Here is a 15,025-nt window from a genome sequence, read left to right as displayed (position 1 = left end):
GGGTGCGTTGTCGTTCAAAGGGACTCCAGCGCATCCCTGAGCCTCTTCAGCAGCGTGATGTCGGGGTCGGTGGTCTCGTACAGGGCCGCTTCGGGAGGTTTCATGGCGCCGCGCACCAGGACTCCGGCCGCCGCGAGCCGCCGTACGTCCACCAGGGTGTGGAATGCCGGGCGCCCCATCGCGCGGGCGATGTCCAGTGCCGTGCGGACGCCGTCGACCAGGTTCACCACCGCCCGCTGCCGGGCGGTGAGGGCGGGGGCGGCGGCGGTGGCGGCGCGCAGCAGCGGCGCCTCGTCGGTCCCCGCGTCGGGCCAGATGCGGTGCAGCAGGTCGCGGCGGCGCAGCGTCTCGTGCTCCAGGGCGGCCACCGGGGTCGCGCGCACCGAGCCGAGCCGGTCCGCGTCCGTGTACCGGAAGCGGCCCGGGGCGCTGCTGGGGGCGAGCGCGAAGTAGGCGGCGTCGTAGAGCGCTTCGAGGTGGCACAGCTCCAGCGCGCCCCGGGTGAGCAGGCCGCGGGCGACCAGCAGCAGACCGGCGCCGGGGGGCCCGCCCGCCTCCTCGACGGCCCGCTGCCAGGTGGCCGCGTCGAGCGTGCCGTGCGCCGTGAGCAGGACGTCGAGGCCGGGTGCCGCGGGGCTCGCGGCGTGCACGACCCGGCCCTCGGAGAGGTGCAGGGTGCCGCGCTCGCGGGCCAGGACGCCGGTGGCGCGCTCGGCGGCGAGCCGGGTCAGCATCGGCGAGACGCCGCCCCAGGCCCGCTCACGGGCCTCCGCCTTGTCGCGCACCGGCAGCCGGGGCGGCGGTGTGGTGGTCACCGCGGTCATCCGAGAACCAGCCGTCCCGTCATCTCGCCGAGCCGGATGCGGGCCAGCGCGAGGTTGCCCTCCACGCGGGTCAGCCACAGATGCAGGAAGACGCTGCTGTCGAAGGACGTCTGGACGAAGCACAGGACGTGGTAGCTGTCCCGGTTGCTGATGATGACGTCCTCGACCGGGGGGTCGGTGGCGTCGTCGTCCGGGGCGAACACCCGGTGTTCGGCGGCCATTCGGGCCAGCTCGGCCGCCTCCGCGGCGGCCGTCTCGTAGTCGCCGCCCGGTGACTCGCCGGCGGTGCCCAGGGCCAGTCCGCTCGTCCAGTCGACGAGCGCGGCGCCCCGGGCACCGGGCAGTTGCATGACTTCGAGCAGGCACTCGTCGATACCGGGCACCGTGAGTTCCCCTCCCGCCTGGGGTTCGGCTGAGTGACGCCGAAACTACGCAGGGTGTGGGCGAGGGGTGAGGATTCCGGCATTTTCCGGTGGAACATGCGCCGGATGGCTAAGGTGGGTCAACTGAGCTCGTTTCCGGATCAGTTGACCTGCATGCCCTCCGGCGTGCGTCAAGGGCGCGCGCCTGCTCAGAGGGTGGTGAGCGTGGCGGCGTGCGCCCCTCCGGACTCGGCCACGATCTCGTCGAGCGTCTGCGGGGTGCGGACGGTCGCGAAGGCGATCCCGCCGCCCTCGGCGGGGGCGAAGCCGTGGATGCCGGGCCGCGCGAGGGAGTTGTACGCGTAGTGGTGGGCGAAGTAGTACGCCCCCGTGTCCAGCGCCGCGGCGTAGTCGCCCTGCTCCAGCAGGGGCAGCGCCCTGGCCTCCGCCAGCAGGTCGCCCGAGAAGCAGGCGGGCCCGGCGATGTCCTGGACCACCTCGGGCCCCTCCTTGGGCCGCCCCTTCGCGTCGTAGGCGGCGATCCTGAGCGGCCATGACCCCGGCACGTACACCGTCCGCGTCGCCACCTGCACGCCCGCGTGCGTCACCGCGACCGGCCGCCCGCCCGCGCTCTTGGCGTACTCCACCCGAGCCACGACCGTGCCGTGCTTGGCCAGCAGTGACCGCCCGAACTCGGTCACCAGCCCGTACCGCCCGTCGAACAGCCCCGGCACCGCCTCGCTCAGCAGCCGCGCGTACTGCGCGTAGGTCGGCGCCGTCGTGTCCGAGGTGAAGTTCACCGGCAGTCCGCCGCCGATGTCGATGGTGTCGATCTGCGGGCGCCCGATGTGCCGGTTGATCTCCTCGGCGAGCGCGTACGTCTCCGCGACACCGCGCGCCATCAGTGACAGCGGGATGCCCTGGGAGCCGGTGTGCGCGTGCAGCCGGTTCAGCCAGGGGCGGTCGGCGTAGGCGCGCAGCAGCCACTCCCGGGCCCCGGGGTCGCGCAGCGCCACCCCGAACTTCGAGGTCGCCGTCGCCGTCGAGGTCGCCCCGATGGAGCCCCCGCCGACCTGCGGATTGACCCGGATGCCGAGCGGTGAGCGGCTCGTCGCGGACCGCATGAGGGCGTCGATCCGGTCCAGCTCCTGCGGATTGTCGGCGTTCACCGCGATCCCCAGGGCGAGGGCCTCGCGCAGCTCGGCCGGTGTCTTCGCGGGCGAGTCCAGCACGGTCTGCTGCGGCGTGACGCCCGCCGCCCGGGCCAGCGCCAGCTCGCCGGGGCTCGCCACCTCCGCGCCGATCCCGGCCTCCCGCAGCAGCCGCAGCACCGGCACCAGCGGGGTCGCCTTCACCGCGAAGGCGTGCAGCACCGGTGTGCCGGGCGCGGTGACCGAGTCGAACGCGGCCCGCAGCTCGGCTGCCGTCTCCCGGATGCCGGTGACGTCCAGAAGCCCGACGATGGGGGAGCCCGGCCCCAGCAGCCCCTGCTCCACCGCGGCCCGCACCGCCTCGTCGCGCCGCGCGGCGCGCTCACCCTGTCCTTCGTTGTCCATGACAGCCCCCGTCAGGTCGTCGTCCGCACCCATGCGTCCAGCCAAACACCCATGGCGCGCCCGCGCTGACGGACCGCGCTATTGACTAGCTCTATTCAGGTGGTCAGGATGTGAATAGAGAGCCAAACAGTCCGCTAGGAGGCAGACCATGTCAGGACCCCGCCCCGTACGAGCGCCGCGCGGTACGGAACTGAGTGCCCTGGGATGGCAGCAGGAAGCCGCCCTGCGGATGCTCCAGAACAACCTCGACCCCGAGGTCGCCGAGCACCCCGACAAGCTCGTCGTCTACGGCGGCACCGGCAAGGCCGCCCGCGACTGGCGCTCCTTCGACGCCATGGTCCGCACGCTGCGCACCCTGAAGCAGGACGAGACCATGCTGGTCCAGTCCGGCCGCCCCGTCGGTGTCATGCAGACCCACGAGTGGGCCCCGCGCGTCCTCATCGCCAACTCCAACCTGGTCGGCGACTGGGCCAACTGGGAGGAGTTCCGCCGCCTGGAGGCCCTCGGCCTGACCATGTACGGCCAGATGACCGCCGGCTCCTGGATCTACATCGGCACCCAGGGCATCCTCCAGGGCACCTACGAGACCTTCTCCGCCGTCGCCGCGAAGAAGTTCGGCGGCACCCTCGCCGGGACGATCACCCTCACCGCCGGCCTCGGCGGCATGGGCGGCGCCCAGCCCCTCGCCGTCACCATGAACGACGGCGTCGCGATCTGCATCGACTGCGACCCGCGGGCCATCGAGCGCCGCATCGAGCACCGGTACCTGGACGTGAAGGCGGACTCCCTGGAGCACGCCCTCCAGCTCGCCGTCGAGGCCCGCGACCAGCGGAGGCCCCTCTCCATCGGCGTCCTCGGCAACGCCGCCGACCTGGTCCCGCAGCTCCTCACCATGGGCGCGCCCATCGACATCGTCACCGACCAGACCTCCGCCCACGACCCGCTCGCCTACCTGCCGACCGGCATCGCCTTCGAGGACATGGCCGACGCGGCGGCGAAGGACCCGGCGGGCTTCACCACCCGCGCCCGTGAGTCCATGGCGAAGCACGTCGAGGCGATGGTCGGCTTCATGGACGCCGGCGCCGAGGTCTTCGACTACGGCAACTCCATCCGCGGCGAGGCCCAACTCGCCGGCTACGACCGCGCCTTCGCCTTCCCCGGCTTCGTCCCCGCCTACATCCGCCCGCTCTTCTGCGAGGGCAAGGGCCCCTTCCGCTGGGCCGCCCTGTCCGGCGAGGCCTCCGACATCGCCAAGACCGACAAGGCGATCCTGGAACTCTTCCCGGAGAACGAGTCCCTGGCCCGCTGGATCAAGATGGCCGGGGAGCGCGTCCACTTCCAGGGCCTGCCCGCGCGCATCTGCTGGCTCGGCTACGGCGAGCGCGACAAGGCCGGTGAGCGCTTCAACGACATGGTGGCGAGCGGGGAGCTGGCGGCACCGCTCGCGATCGGCCGCGACCACCTCGACTGCGGCTCCGTCGCCTCCCCCTACCGCGAGACCGAGGCCATGCTCGACGGCTCCGACGCGATCGCCGACTGGCCGCTGCTCAACGCCATGGTGAACGTGGCCTCCGGCGCCTCCTGGGTCTCCCTGCACCACGGCGGCGGCGTCGGCATGGGCCGGTCCATCCACGCCGGCCAGGTGACGGTGGCGGACGGCACCAAGCTGGGCGGCGAGAAGATCCGACGCGTGCTGACCAACGACCCCGGCATGGGCGTCATCCGGCACGTGGACGCCGGGTACGACATCGCCGAGACGGTCGCCGACGAGCGGGGCGTGCGGGTGCCGATGCGCGAGGGTGACGACGCGTGACCTTCCAGAGCATGTGGGCGGAGCTGCTCCCCCTGGGCCGCAGCTCCGCCTCCGGCGGCTACCGCCGCTTCGCCTGGACCGGGGCCGACGCCGAATGCCGGGCCTGGTTCAGGGAACAGGCCGTGAGCCGCGGGCTGGCCTACGAGGTCGACCGGAACGGCAACCAGTGGGCCTGGCTCGGCGACCCGGCCGCCGGGGACGCCGTCGTCACCGGGTCGCACCTGGACTCCGTGCCCGACGGCGGCGCCTTCGACGGACCCCTCGGGGTCGTGTCCTCCTTCGCCGCCCTCGACGAACTGCGCGCCCGGCAGGTGGCGTTCACCAAGCCCCTTGCCCTCGTCAACTTCGGCGACGAGGAAGGCGCCCGCTTCGGCCTCGCCTGCGTCGGCTCGCGCCTCACCTCCGGGCAGCTCACCGTCGAGCAGGCGCACCGGCTGACCGACGGGGAGGGCATCAGCCTGCCCCGGGCCATGGAGGCCGCCGGCTACGACCCCGACGCCATCGGGGCGGACCCGGAGCGGCTCGGCCGCATCGGCGCCTTCGTCGAACTGCACGTCGAGCAGGGCCGGGCGCTGGACCTGTCCGGCGACCGCGTCGGCATCGCCAGCGCCATCTGGCCGCACGGGCGCTGGCGGTTCGACTTCCGGGGCGAGGCCAACCACGCCGGCACCACCCGCCTCGCCGACCGGCACGACCCCATGCTGTCGTACGCCGAGACCGTCCTCGCCGCCCGCCGCGAGGCCCGCCTCGCCGGTGCCGTCGCCACCTTCGGCAAGATCGCCGTCGAACCCAACGGCGTCAACGCGATCCCCTCCCTCGTGCGCGGCTGGCTCGACTCCCGCGCCGCCGACCAGGCGAGCCTGGACCAGGTGGTCGGCGGGATCGAGAAGGCCGCCCGCGAGTACGCCGACGCCCACGGCATCGCCCTCGACATCGTCCGGGAGTCCTTCACGCCCGTCGTCGAGTTCGACCACGCCCTGCGCGACGAACTGGCCCGCATCCTGGGCAAGGACACCGACTCCGCCGTCACCGTCCCCGTCCTCGGCACCGGCGCCGGACACGACGCCGGAATCCTGTCCGGGACGATCCCGACCGCCATGCTGTTCGTACGCAATCCCACGGGCGTCTCGCACTCCCCGGCCGAGTTCGCCGCCGAGGACGACTGCGTGGCCGGGGTGCTCGCCCTCGCCGACGTACTGGAAGGACTGGCCACCTCGTGACGACGTACTGGCTGGAGCACGCCTGGCTCGACACCCACGTCGAGCCGGGCGTCGCCGTCGAGGTCGCGGACGGCCGGATCACGGCCGTCCGCACGGACGTGCCCACCCCGCCCCCCGGCGCCGAGATCCTGCGCGGCCTCACCCTCCCCGGCCTCGCCAACGCCCACAGCCACGCCTTCCACCGCGCCCTGCGCGGCACCGTCCAGGTCGGCTCCGGCACCTTCTGGACCTGGCGCGAGGTCATGTACGCCACCGCCGACCAGCTGACCCCGGAGACCTACCACGCCCTCGCCCGGGCCGTGTACGCGGAGATGGCGCTCGCCGGAGTCACCTCCGTCGGCGAGTTCCACTACCTCCACCACGCCCCCGGCGGCACCCCCTACGCCGACCCCAACGCCATGGGCGAGGCCCTCATCGCGGCCGCCGCCGACGCCGGCATCCGCATCACCCTCCTCGACACCGCCTATCTCTCCGCCGGTTTCGGGCAGCCCCCCACCGCCCACCAGCTCCGCTTCTCCGACGGCACCGCCGAGGCCTGGGCCGAACGCTGTGCACTTCTCAAGGAACGGGATCACGCGCGGATCGGGGCCGCCGTCCACTCCGTACGGGCCGTGCCCGCGGACCAGTTGGCGACCGTGGCCGCCTGGGCGGAGCAGCGGCGGGCCCCGCTGCACGTCCACCTGTCCGAGCAGACGGCGGAGAACGACGCCTGCCGCGAGGCCCACGGACGCACGCCCACCCAGCTCCTCGCCGACCACGGCGTCCTCGGCCGCCGCACCACCGGCGTCCACAACACCCACCTCACCGACGAGGACATCGCCCTCATCGGCGGCTCCGGCACCGGCACCTGCATGTGCCCGACCACCGAACGGGATCTCGCCGACGGCATCGGGCCCGCGCCCGCCCTCCAGCGGGCCGGCTCGCCGCTCTCCCTCGGCTCCGACAGCCACGCCGTCATCGACCTGCTCGAAGAGGCCCGCGCGATGGAGCTGAACGAGCGGCTGCGCACCCGCACCCGCGGCCACTGGACGGCCGCCGCCCTGCTGCGCGCCGCCTCCGCCGACGGCCACGCCGCGCTCGGCTGGGACGAGGCGGGCACCATCGAGACCGGCGCGCTCGCCGACCTCACGACGATCGCGCTCGACTCGGTCAGGACAGCGGGCCCGCTGCCCAGGCTGGGCGCCGAGACGGCCGTATTCGCGGCGACCGCGGCGGACGTACGGCACACGATCGTGGGCGGCCGGCACGTCGTACGCGACGGGGCGCACACGCTCGTACCGGACGTGCCGCGGGCTCTCGCGCAGGCCGTCGAAGCCCTCCGCTCCTGAAGACGACCGACAAGGACGCCATGAGCAGCACCGTCATCACCAACATCGCCGCGCTCGTCACCAACGACCCCTCCCTCGGCGACAGCTCCCCCCTCGGTCTGATCCAGGACGCGGCCGTCGTCATCGACGGCGACCGCGTCGCGTGGACCGGTGAATCAAGCAAAGCACCCGCCACTGACAACCGGGTCGACGCCGGGGGACGGGCCGTCCTGCCCGGCTTCGTGGACTCCCACTCCCACCTCGTCTTCGCGGGCGACCGCACCCAGGAGTTCAACGCCCGCATGTCGGGGCGCTCCTACACCGCCGGCGGCATCCGGACGACGGTCGCCGCGACGCGGGCCGCGAGCGACGCCGAACTCGAAGCGAACCTCACCCGCTACCTCACCGAGGCCCTGCGCCAGGGCACGACGACCTTCGAGACCAAGTCCGGCTACGGCCTCACGGTCGAGGACGAGTCCCGCGCCCTGCGCATCGCCGCCGCCCACACCGACGAGGTCACCTACCTCGGCGCGCACATCGTCTCCCCGGACTTCGCCGACGACCCGGCCGCCTACGTCGACCTCGTCACCGGTGAGATGCTCGACGCCTGCGCCCCGTACGCCCGTTGGATCGACGTCTTCTGCGAGAAGGGCGCCTTCGACGGCGACCAGGCCCGCGCGATCCTCACCGCGGGCAAGGCCAAGGGCCTGCACCCGCGCATCCACGCCAACCAGCTCTCCTACGGCCCCGGCGTCCAGCTGGCCGTGGAACTGGACGCGGCGAGCGCCGACCACTGCACCCACCTCACGGACGCCGACGTCGACGCCCTCGCGAACAGCGACACCGTCGCCACCCTGCTCCCCGGCGCCGAGTTCTCCACCCGCGCCGAGTGGCCGGACGCCCGCCGCCTCCTCGACGCCGGCGTGACCGTGGCCCTGTCGACCGACTGCAACCCGGGCTCGTCCTTCACCTCGTCCGTCCCGTTCTGCGTCGCGCTCGCCGTGCGGGACATGGGCATGACCCCCGACGAGGCGGTCTGGTCGGCCACGGCGGGCGGCGCGGCGGCCCTGCGCCGCACGGACATCGGCCGCCTCACCCCGGGCGCCCGCGCCGACCTGGTCCTCCTGGACGCCCCGAGCCATGTGCATCTGGCGTACCGGCCGGGAGTGCCACTGGTCAGCGGGGTGTGGCGAAACGGCGTACGCGACCTCTGACCGCCCCCCGACACCTCATCAACCGCTCCACTACCGCCCCGGCCGTCACCCCGCCCCCGCCTCAGCCCCCGCCCCGGCCGTCACACCACCCCCGCCTCAGCCCCCGCCCCGGCCGTCACCCCGCCCCCGCCTCAGCCCCCGCCCCGGCCGTCACAGCGCCCCGGCCGTCACAGCGCCCCGGCCGTCACACCGCCCCCGCCCGCCACCGCTGCTCCCGGCCCCCGGTCAGCGGACGCAGCACGAGTCCCCCGTCGTCGTCCGGCGTCAGGGCGGTCGCGATGGCGATGGCCGGGCGGATCACGCCGTCGGGGTCCACGGTGAAGCGCAGGTTGTCGCCGTTGTCCCCGTCGACCGACCCGCACTCCCAGATGCCGACGCCCCGGTCCACCGAGCCCCGGCTGTCCAGGCAGAAGTCGGGGTCGGCGGACGACTGGAGGACGCCGCGTCCCGTGTCGACCCGCCAGCGCTGGGTGGGGGAGGAGGCGCAGGGCGCGGTGATCACGTCCGTGCCCTGCTCCAGGTCACCGTCGCGGATGTCCAGACAGCGGCCGGAGGCGACGTTCACCACCTGGGCGTACGTCGCGCCCGGCGGCCGTACCGGGGAGGGCGACGGTGAAGGCGTCGGCCGGGCGGTCCGCGACGGCGACGGCGACGGCGACGGCGGTCGGCTCGTGGGGGAGGGCGTCGGGGCGGCGGAGACCGTCGCGGTGGCGGTCACCGTCACCGGCGGCGGGACCACCGGGGCCGGGGTGCGTGCCGTGTCCTGAGGTCCGCGGGGCGACGAGCTCTGCGCCATGAGCAGCAGCACCAGGGGCGTCACGGCCACCCCGAGCGCCACCGAGGTCAGCACCACCCGCCGGTGCCGGGGCCAGGTCCTGGGCGAGCCCGGCGCACCGACCCGCTCCCCGGCCGTCTCCCGGGTCACGTACGCCGTGCCCGCCCACGGCAGCAGGCCCTCCGCCAGGGCCGTGCGCGGGTTGTCGCGCAGCGCGGACAACTCCTCGTACGCCGCCGTGCAGTGGACGCAGAGCGCCATGTGGGCCCGCAGATCGGCGCTGTCGCGCGGGGTGCCCGGACGTACCGACTCCTCGATGAGGCGGCGGAAGTCCGCGCAGTCGGGATCGTCGGAGGCGGCGAGGCGGAACCTCGGGCACGCCTGGGCCAGGGACTGCAGGGCGGGCTCGGTGCCGTACACCACGTCCTCGCGGGTGAGGCCGAGGAGGACGGCGGTACGGGTCTCCGGCTCGCGCTCCACCAGCCGGTACCAGACGAGGCCCTGGGCCCGGGCGGGCAGCGACCGGAACGCGGCGAGCATCGGGGGCGGCGGGCCGCCGGGTGCCGAGGTGTTCAGGATCAGCAGCAGGCCGGGGTCGAGGCCGGCCGCGCGGTCGTCCGCGGCCCACGAGGACGCCGACCGCACGGTCAGCAGCAGGAGCCGGTGGCGCCAGGGGACGCCGGGGTCGGTGCCGCGTGCCGTCTCACGGGCGGCGGTGGTGAAGACCTGCGCGGCCAGCTGCCGGGCCGCGGACTCGCTCGTGGTGCACAGCCGGGCGTACGCGAGGCCGGGTTCCCGGTGCCGGGCGCGCAGTTCCAGGAGCGCCGCGTACGCGGTGGCGGTGTCGGTGCGCAGCAGCCCGGTGAGCCGTGCGTCGGACGCGTCCGCGTGGACAGCCATCCCCTGCCTCCTCGCCGTCGTACCCGCCGGAGTCCTGGCCTACCGGCGGGTATGACGGCTCATGGTGGAGGAAGCGCACCCGTGGGAAAAGCGTTTCTGTGGGTAACCGGGGGAGAAGTTGTCATTCCTCCACGGTCAGCCCCTTGCGCAGCCGCACCAGCGTCCGCGACAGCAGCCGTGACACATGCATCTGGGAGATCCCGAGTTCGTCGCCGATCTCGGACTGGGTCATGCCCGCCACGAAGCGCAGGGAGAGGATCTTCCGGTCCCGGGGCGGGAGGTCGGCGATCAGGGGCTTGAGGGACTCCACGTACTCGATGCCCTCGATCCCGTGGTCCTCGTAGCCGATCCGGTCGGCCAGCGCGCCCTCGGCGTCGTCCTCCTCCGGCTGGGCGTCCAGCGACGACGCGGTGTACGCGTTGGAGGCGGCCATGCCCTCCACGACCTCGTCCTTCGTCAGCTCCAGGCGCTCGGCGAGCTCGGCCACCGTCGGCGCCCGGTCCAGCTTCTGCGCCAGTTCGTCGCCGGCCTTGGCCAGGTCGAGCCGGAGCTCCTGGAGCCTGCGCGGGACCCGCACCGACCACGAGGTGTCACGGAAGAAGCGCTTGATCTCGCCGATGATCGTCGGCATCGCGAAGGTGGGGAACTCCACGCCCCGGCTGAGCTCGAAGCGGTCGATCGCCTTGATCAGGCCGATGGTGCCGACCTGGATGATGTCCTCCATCGGCTCGCTGCGGGAGCGGAAGCGGGAGGCGGCGAACTTGACCAGGGCCAGGTTGAGTTCGACGAGCGTGTTGCGGACGTACGAGTATTCGTGGGTGCCCTCCTCCAGCGACTCCAGCCGCGCGAAGAGGGTCTTGGACAGGGCCCGTGCGTCCACCGGCCCCACCTCGTCGTACGGGGGGATCTCCGGAAGCCCGGCGAGCAGGTCGTCCTGCTGATCCTGCTGATCCTGCTGATCCTGCTCGATCTGCTCGATCTGCGTGATCTGTCCGACCTGTTCGATCTGCTCGATGGGATCCAGATGTTCCGGGGGGGATGTCGACGTCGCGTTCTGGGTATGCGATGCGTCGAGCCGGGGTGACATGATGTCCTCCATCGTTCTCGGCATGTGGCTGCCGATGCCATGCGTGCACTGCGGTGTGCGGCGCCTCCAAAGCCGGCCGTGTCGAGTACGTGTCCTTACTAGCCCTACCCGCTATCCCGACCTCGCCGCAAGTGCGTTCTGTGGGGAAATGTCCGTTTGCGTGCGGATGTTCAGGTGTCAGGGTGTGTGAGGAAGGCGTAGTGTTCGAGGGCGTCAGCAGCAGCCACGACGTCGGGAGAGAGAGACGGCATGGACCGCGGGACGGTCGGCAGCGCACAGTCTGGCCGGCTTCTGGTCGAGGTGCGGGAAGAGGGCGCCAGCGCCGTCGTGACCCCGGCAGGTGAGCTGGATCACCACACGGCGGATTTGTTGCGTGAGCCACTCGAGGAGTGCCTCGCCAAGGGCTTCAGTCGTCTGGTGGTCGACTGCTCACGCCTGGAATTCTGTGACTCCACCGGCCTGAACGTACTGCTCGGTGCGCGACTGAAGGCGGAGGCCGCCGGGGGCGGGGTGCATCTCGCGGGGATGCTGCCCGTCGTGGCGCGGGTCTTCGAGATCACGGGTGCCGACGCGGTCTTCACCGTCCATGACACGCTCGCCGCGGCCCTGGCCGACGAGACCGGCTGAGCCGGTCCGCGCCGGCCGCGCCGAGCCCTCCGCCGTCCCGGCGGGCACGGCACTTTCCCCGTGTGACGCTTTCCGTGCCGAAACAGGGGGTGTTCTGCCGGTTCGGTCGGGCAGGAGACATCCTGGACGTCGCGCCGGCGGCATCCAGAACGTCGCGCGGGGGCCCGTACGGCATGTATCGCAACGTGACCATTGAATCGTGAACTGGTGAATCGGTGAGGTGAAGCGCTGATGAGCAGCACCCGGCCTTACTCGCCGGGCGACCGCGGCCCGGAGGCCGACGGCGCTTCCGGGGCGTCCGAAGGGGGTGCGGTCGTGCCGTCTGAGTCCTCGGCGGGCCGGCAGGTCCGCAGGCTGAGCTTCGACGGTGCGAGCGGGGTCGTCCCGCTGGCCCGCGACTTCGCCCGGCAGGCGCTGTACGCGTGGGGCTGGCTGCCCGCCGCCACCGCGGACCAGCGGGCCGCCGCCGAGGACGTGCTGCTCGTCGTCTCCGAGCTGGTCACCAACGCCTGTCTGCATGCCGAGGGACCGGACGAGCTGTGGATCGCCTGCGACAACAAGGTGATCCGCGTCGAGGTCTCCGACCGCGGCGCGGGCCAGCCGGCACCCCGCACCCCCCACCGAGCGGGCCGCCCCGGCGGACACGGCATGTTCATCGTCCAGCGGCTGTGCCTGGACTGGGGGGTCGTCCGCAACCCGGGGGTCACGGGCAAGACGGTCTGGGCGGAACTGGGCGCACCCGCGTAAGCGGAGCCCCGCCCCGCGTAACCGCCCCCCGCACCCCCCGCAACCGCCCCGCGTGCCCCCCCCCGCAACGGCCCCGAGAAATTCGTTTCCGCCGCTCCCGCCCCGTGCCCTACCCTCACCGGCAACGCGCTGACGGAGCCAAGTAGCCCGGGTCACGCGAGTCGAGAGAGCTGTCGGCAGGTGTGAAGGCGGCCTCGCCGATCCGGTGCGAATCCACTCCCGAGTGCGGGGAGGAAATGCCCCGCCGGCCGGCCCCCGTCATCGGGCCAGAACGAGATCGCCGCACGGACGCACGGACGCACGGACAAGCGGTCGTACGGCGATGAAGGCGTGGTGGCACCGCGAGCACCCTCTCGCCCACGCCCCGAGGGATCAGCCCCGGGGCGGCGCGCGCCGTTCCGGACGAGACCGGACGGAGCGCAGCGACATGCTCGACGTCACCCTCATCCGACACCACCCCGACCAGGTCCGCGACGCCCTGCGCAAGCGGGCCGTCGACGCCGACATCCCCGGCTTCCTCGCCCTCGACGCCGAGTTCCGCGCGGCCCGTACCGCGGTGGAGGCGCTGCGGGCCGAGCGGCGCCGGATCTCGGCCGCCGTCGGCGCCCGCCGGCGGGCCGGTGACCCGGTCGGCGAACTCCGGGCCGAGGCCGGGGAGTCGGCCGACCGGCTCGCCGAGGCCGAGGCGGAACTCGGCAGCCTCGCCCGGCGGCACCGGGAGTTCCTCGACGGTCTGCCCAATCTCCCCGACGACGACGTCCTCGCGGGCGGCAAGGAGAACAACCAGGTCGTACGGAGCGTCGGCAGCCCGCCCGAACTCGCCCACCCCGCACGGGACCACGTACAGCTCAGCGAGGAGCTCGGGCTCGTCGACCACCGGCGCGGCGTCCGCCTCGCGGGCAGCGGCTACTGGGTCTACCGGGGCGACGGCGCCGCCCTGGAGTGGGCACTGCTCAATCACTTCCTCGATGCCCACCGCAGAGCGGGCTACGAGTTCGTGCTGCCGCCGCACCTGCTGACCGAGGAGGCGGGCTACACCGCGGGCCAGTTCCCGAAGTTCGCCGACGAGGTGTTCCGCACGGGAGGCACCGGCGAAGGCACCGGCGGCCGCTTCCTGCTGCCCACCGCCGAGACCGCGCTCGTCAACCTGCACCGCGGCGAGACCCTCGACGAAGCGGACCTGCCGCTCAAGTACGTCGCCTACACACCCTGTTACCGCGTGGAGAGCGGCAGCCACCGCACCGCCGAGCGCGGCACCCTGCGCGGCCACCAGTTCAACAAGGTCGAGCTGTTCCAGTTCGCCCGGCCCGCCGACTCGGACGCGGCCCAGCTGGAACTCCTCGCCCGGGCAGAGGAGCTGGTCGCCGGTCTCGGGCTGCATCACCGTGTCACCAAGCTCGCCGCCGCCGACACCAGCCCCGCCCAGGCCAAGACCTACGACGTCGAGGTGTGGCTGCCCAGCCTCGGGACGTACACCGAGGTCAGCTCGGTGTCGAACGCCCGCGAGTACCAGGCCCGGCGCGGCGGCATCCGCTACCGCCCGGCCGGCGGCGGCAAGGCCGCGTACGTCCACACCCTCAACGCCTCGGGCCTCGCCACCAGCCGTCTCCTGCCCGCGATCCTGGAGCAGCACCAGCGGGCGGACGGGACGGTGGAGGTGCCGGAGGTGCTGCGGCGCTGGGGGCTGCCCGAGGTGCTGCACCCTCGGGTTACCCGGGGTTAGCCCCGGGGGCGGTCCTCCACCCGAACCCCCGTGCGTGCGCGCCGGATCGTCACAACTCCGGCGCGCACCTTGTCTTCCCTCCTCGCGACCCCGGGCGTACCTTGACGGCCCATCTGATGTGCCGTCAGGAACCGAGCAAGAGGGAGCGGAACGTGTCGTACCGGAATCGAACCGCCGCGCTCGCGTCCGCCGCGGCCCTGGCCGGCTCGGCGGTGCTGATGGCCGCCCCCGCCGCCCATGCCGAGGTCGTCGACGTCAAGTACCAGTGCAAGACACCGATCGGTGACAAGAGCGCCGTCTCGCCCATCGACATCAAGGGCGTCAAGAGCGGCAGCGGTTACAAGATCACCATGTCCTGGCAGAAGGGCGTCTCCTCCAGCCCGGTCGACCTGGGCAAGGGCGCGATGTCCCCGAGCGCCGTCATCAAGCTGGGCGGCGCCGACAGCGGCACCCTGAACGTGTCCGGGCCGGCCAACCAGGCGGTCGTCCCCGCCAACACCCCCATCAAGATCAATGACTTGAGCGGGACGTACACCCCGAAGAAGTCCGGCAAGGTCACCTTCACCGCGGGCGTCCTCACCATCAAGGCCCTCGGCACCACCACCACCTGCACCCCGACCAACAGCCCCGGCCCCTCGCTCAGCCTGGACGTCACCGCCGCGGGCGGCGCCGCCGGCAGCGGCACCCAGAGCGGCACCGACTCCGGCGACGCCCTTCCGCAGACCGGTCCCGAGGACTCGGCGATCGCCCTCGGCACCCTCGGCGGCACGGTCCTGCTGGCGGGCGCGGCGGGCGCGCTGTGGCTGACGAGGAGGCATCAGGCGGCGGCCCGTCGCTGACCCCCGCAAGCCGTACGACCGCCGGAGCCGC

At 73.0% G+C, this 15,025-nt stretch carries 13 protein-coding genes; 8 read left to right on the top strand and 5 right to left on the bottom strand.

The features are described from left to right. Positions 1 to 14: 14 nt before the first annotated feature. From DI272_RS18380 to DI272_RS18370, 3 genes are all read right to left on the bottom strand, one after another. Entirely contained in the window at positions 15 to 824 is an 810-nt protein-coding gene (locus DI272_RS18380; protein ID WP_109496404.1) for a hypothetical protein, read from the bottom strand. Next, the gene (locus tag DI272_RS18375) at positions 821 to 1,207 is read right to left on the bottom strand and encodes a hypothetical protein (protein ID WP_109496403.1); all 387 of its coding nucleotides are present in this window, start codon (positions 1,205 to 1,207) and stop codon (positions 821 to 823) included. Before DI272_RS18375 ends, DI272_RS18380 begins: the two co-directional genes overlap by 4 nt. A gap of 188 nt (positions 1,208 to 1,395) precedes the next feature. Beyond that, positions 1,396 to 2,775, bottom strand: coding sequence for a diaminopimelate decarboxylase (locus tag DI272_RS18370; RefSeq protein WP_109496402.1), 1,380 nt, complete (start codon positions 2,773 to 2,775; stop codon positions 1,396 to 1,398). Between the two features lie 115 nt (positions 2,776 to 2,890). On the opposite strand from DI272_RS18370, the gene hutU reads away from it, so the two are divergent. From hutU to hutI, 4 genes are read left to right on the top strand one after another with little or no spacing between them, the layout of a single operon-like run. Beyond that, complete coding sequence (gene hutU, locus DI272_RS18365) at positions 2,891 to 4,555, top strand: urocanate hydratase (RefSeq protein WP_109496401.1); 1,665 nt, start codon at positions 2,891 to 2,893, stop codon at positions 4,553 to 4,555. Continuing rightward, entirely contained in the window at positions 4,552 to 5,775 is a 1,224-nt protein-coding gene (locus DI272_RS18360) for an allantoate amidohydrolase (RefSeq protein WP_309221662.1), read from the top strand. Before hutU ends, DI272_RS18360 begins: the two co-directional genes overlap by 4 nt. Beyond that, positions 5,772 to 7,103: a formimidoylglutamate deiminase gene (locus DI272_RS18355; RefSeq protein ID WP_109496400.1), complete on the top strand. Its 1,332-nt coding sequence runs from the start codon at positions 5,772 to 5,774 to the stop codon at positions 7,101 to 7,103. Before DI272_RS18360 ends, DI272_RS18355 begins: the two co-directional genes overlap by 4 nt. Before the next feature lie 20 nt (positions 7,104 to 7,123). Continuing rightward, positions 7,124 to 8,296 (top strand): imidazolonepropionase, encoded by a 1,173-nt coding sequence (gene hutI, locus DI272_RS18350; RefSeq protein WP_109496399.1) that lies wholly within the window; start codon positions 7,124 to 7,126, stop codon positions 8,294 to 8,296. Positions 8,297 to 8,480: 184 nt separating this feature from the next. Here the strand turns inward: hutI and DI272_RS18345 are convergent, their stop codons facing one another. Further along, the gene (locus tag DI272_RS18345) at positions 8,481 to 9,971 is read right to left on the bottom strand and encodes an RICIN domain-containing protein (protein WP_109496398.1); all 1,491 of its coding nucleotides are present in this window, start codon (positions 9,969 to 9,971) and stop codon (positions 8,481 to 8,483) included. A 121-nt stretch (positions 9,972 to 10,092) separates the two neighbouring features. Then, the gene (locus DI272_RS18340; RefSeq protein ID WP_181387234.1) at positions 10,093 to 11,070 is read right to left on the bottom strand and encodes an RNA polymerase sigma factor SigF; all 978 of its coding nucleotides are present in this window, start codon (positions 11,068 to 11,070) and stop codon (positions 10,093 to 10,095) included. A 237-nt stretch (positions 11,071 to 11,307) separates the two neighbouring features. Between DI272_RS18340 and DI272_RS18335 the strand changes: the two genes are divergently transcribed. The 4 genes from DI272_RS18335 (at position 11,308) to DI272_RS18320 (ending at position 14,994) form a co-directional block, all read left to right on the top strand. Then, complete coding sequence (locus tag DI272_RS18335; protein ID WP_059196186.1) at positions 11,308 to 11,685, top strand: STAS domain-containing protein; 378 nt, start codon at positions 11,308 to 11,310, stop codon at positions 11,683 to 11,685. A gap of 231 nt (positions 11,686 to 11,916) precedes the next feature. Beyond that, positions 11,917 to 12,432 (top strand): ATP-binding protein, encoded by a 516-nt coding sequence (locus DI272_RS18330; protein ID WP_109496397.1) that lies wholly within the window; start codon positions 11,917 to 11,919, stop codon positions 12,430 to 12,432. A gap of 427 nt (positions 12,433 to 12,859) precedes the next feature. After that, positions 12,860 to 14,155: a serine--tRNA ligase gene (gene serS / locus DI272_RS18325; RefSeq protein WP_109496396.1), complete on the top strand. Its 1,296-nt coding sequence runs from the start codon at positions 12,860 to 12,862 to the stop codon at positions 14,153 to 14,155. 152 nt (positions 14,156 to 14,307) lie between these two features. Next, positions 14,308 to 14,994: an LPXTG cell wall anchor domain-containing protein gene (locus DI272_RS18320; protein WP_109496395.1), complete on the top strand. Its 687-nt coding sequence runs from the start codon at positions 14,308 to 14,310 to the stop codon at positions 14,992 to 14,994. Positions 14,995 to 15,025 lie beyond the last annotated feature (31 nt).

It is taken from the genome of Streptomyces sp. Act143, from assembly GCF_003143935.1.
Lineage (GTDB): Bacteria > Actinomycetota > Actinomycetes > Streptomycetales > Streptomycetaceae > Streptomyces.
The sequence above is the reverse complement of the archived record's forward strand: the minus strand, read 5'-3'. Positions and strand labels throughout refer to the sequence as shown.

Excerpts from the sequence above, each read along its gene's own strand:
- DI272_RS18340 (WP_181387234.1), bottom strand. The coding sequence starts at position 11,070 with ATGGAGGACATCATGTCACCCCGGCTCGACGCATCGCATACCCAGAAC.
- hutU (WP_109496401.1), top strand. The coding sequence starts at position 2,891 with ATGTCAGGACCCCGCCCCGTACGAGCGCCGCGCGGTACGGAACTGAGT.
- hutI (WP_109496399.1), top strand. The coding sequence starts at position 7,124 with ATGAGCAGCACCGTCATCACCAACATCGCCGCGCTCGTCACCAACGAC.
- DI272_RS18330 (WP_109496397.1), top strand. The coding sequence starts at position 11,917 with ATGAGCAGCACCCGGCCTTACTCGCCGGGCGACCGCGGCCCGGAGGCC.
- serS (WP_109496396.1), top strand. The coding sequence starts at position 12,860 with ATGCTCGACGTCACCCTCATCCGACACCACCCCGACCAGGTCCGCGAC.
- DI272_RS18335 (WP_059196186.1), top strand. The coding sequence starts at position 11,308 with ATGGACCGCGGGACGGTCGGCAGCGCACAGTCTGGCCGGCTTCTGGTC.
- DI272_RS18370 (WP_109496402.1), bottom strand. The coding sequence starts at position 2,775 with ATGGGTGCGGACGACGACCTGACGGGGGCTGTCATGGACAACGAAGGA.
- DI272_RS18345 (WP_109496398.1), bottom strand. The coding sequence starts at position 9,971 with ATGGCTGTCCACGCGGACGCGTCCGACGCACGGCTCACCGGGCTGCTG.
- DI272_RS18380 (WP_109496404.1), bottom strand. The coding sequence starts at position 824 with ATGACCGCGGTGACCACCACACCGCCGCCCCGGCTGCCGGTGCGCGAC.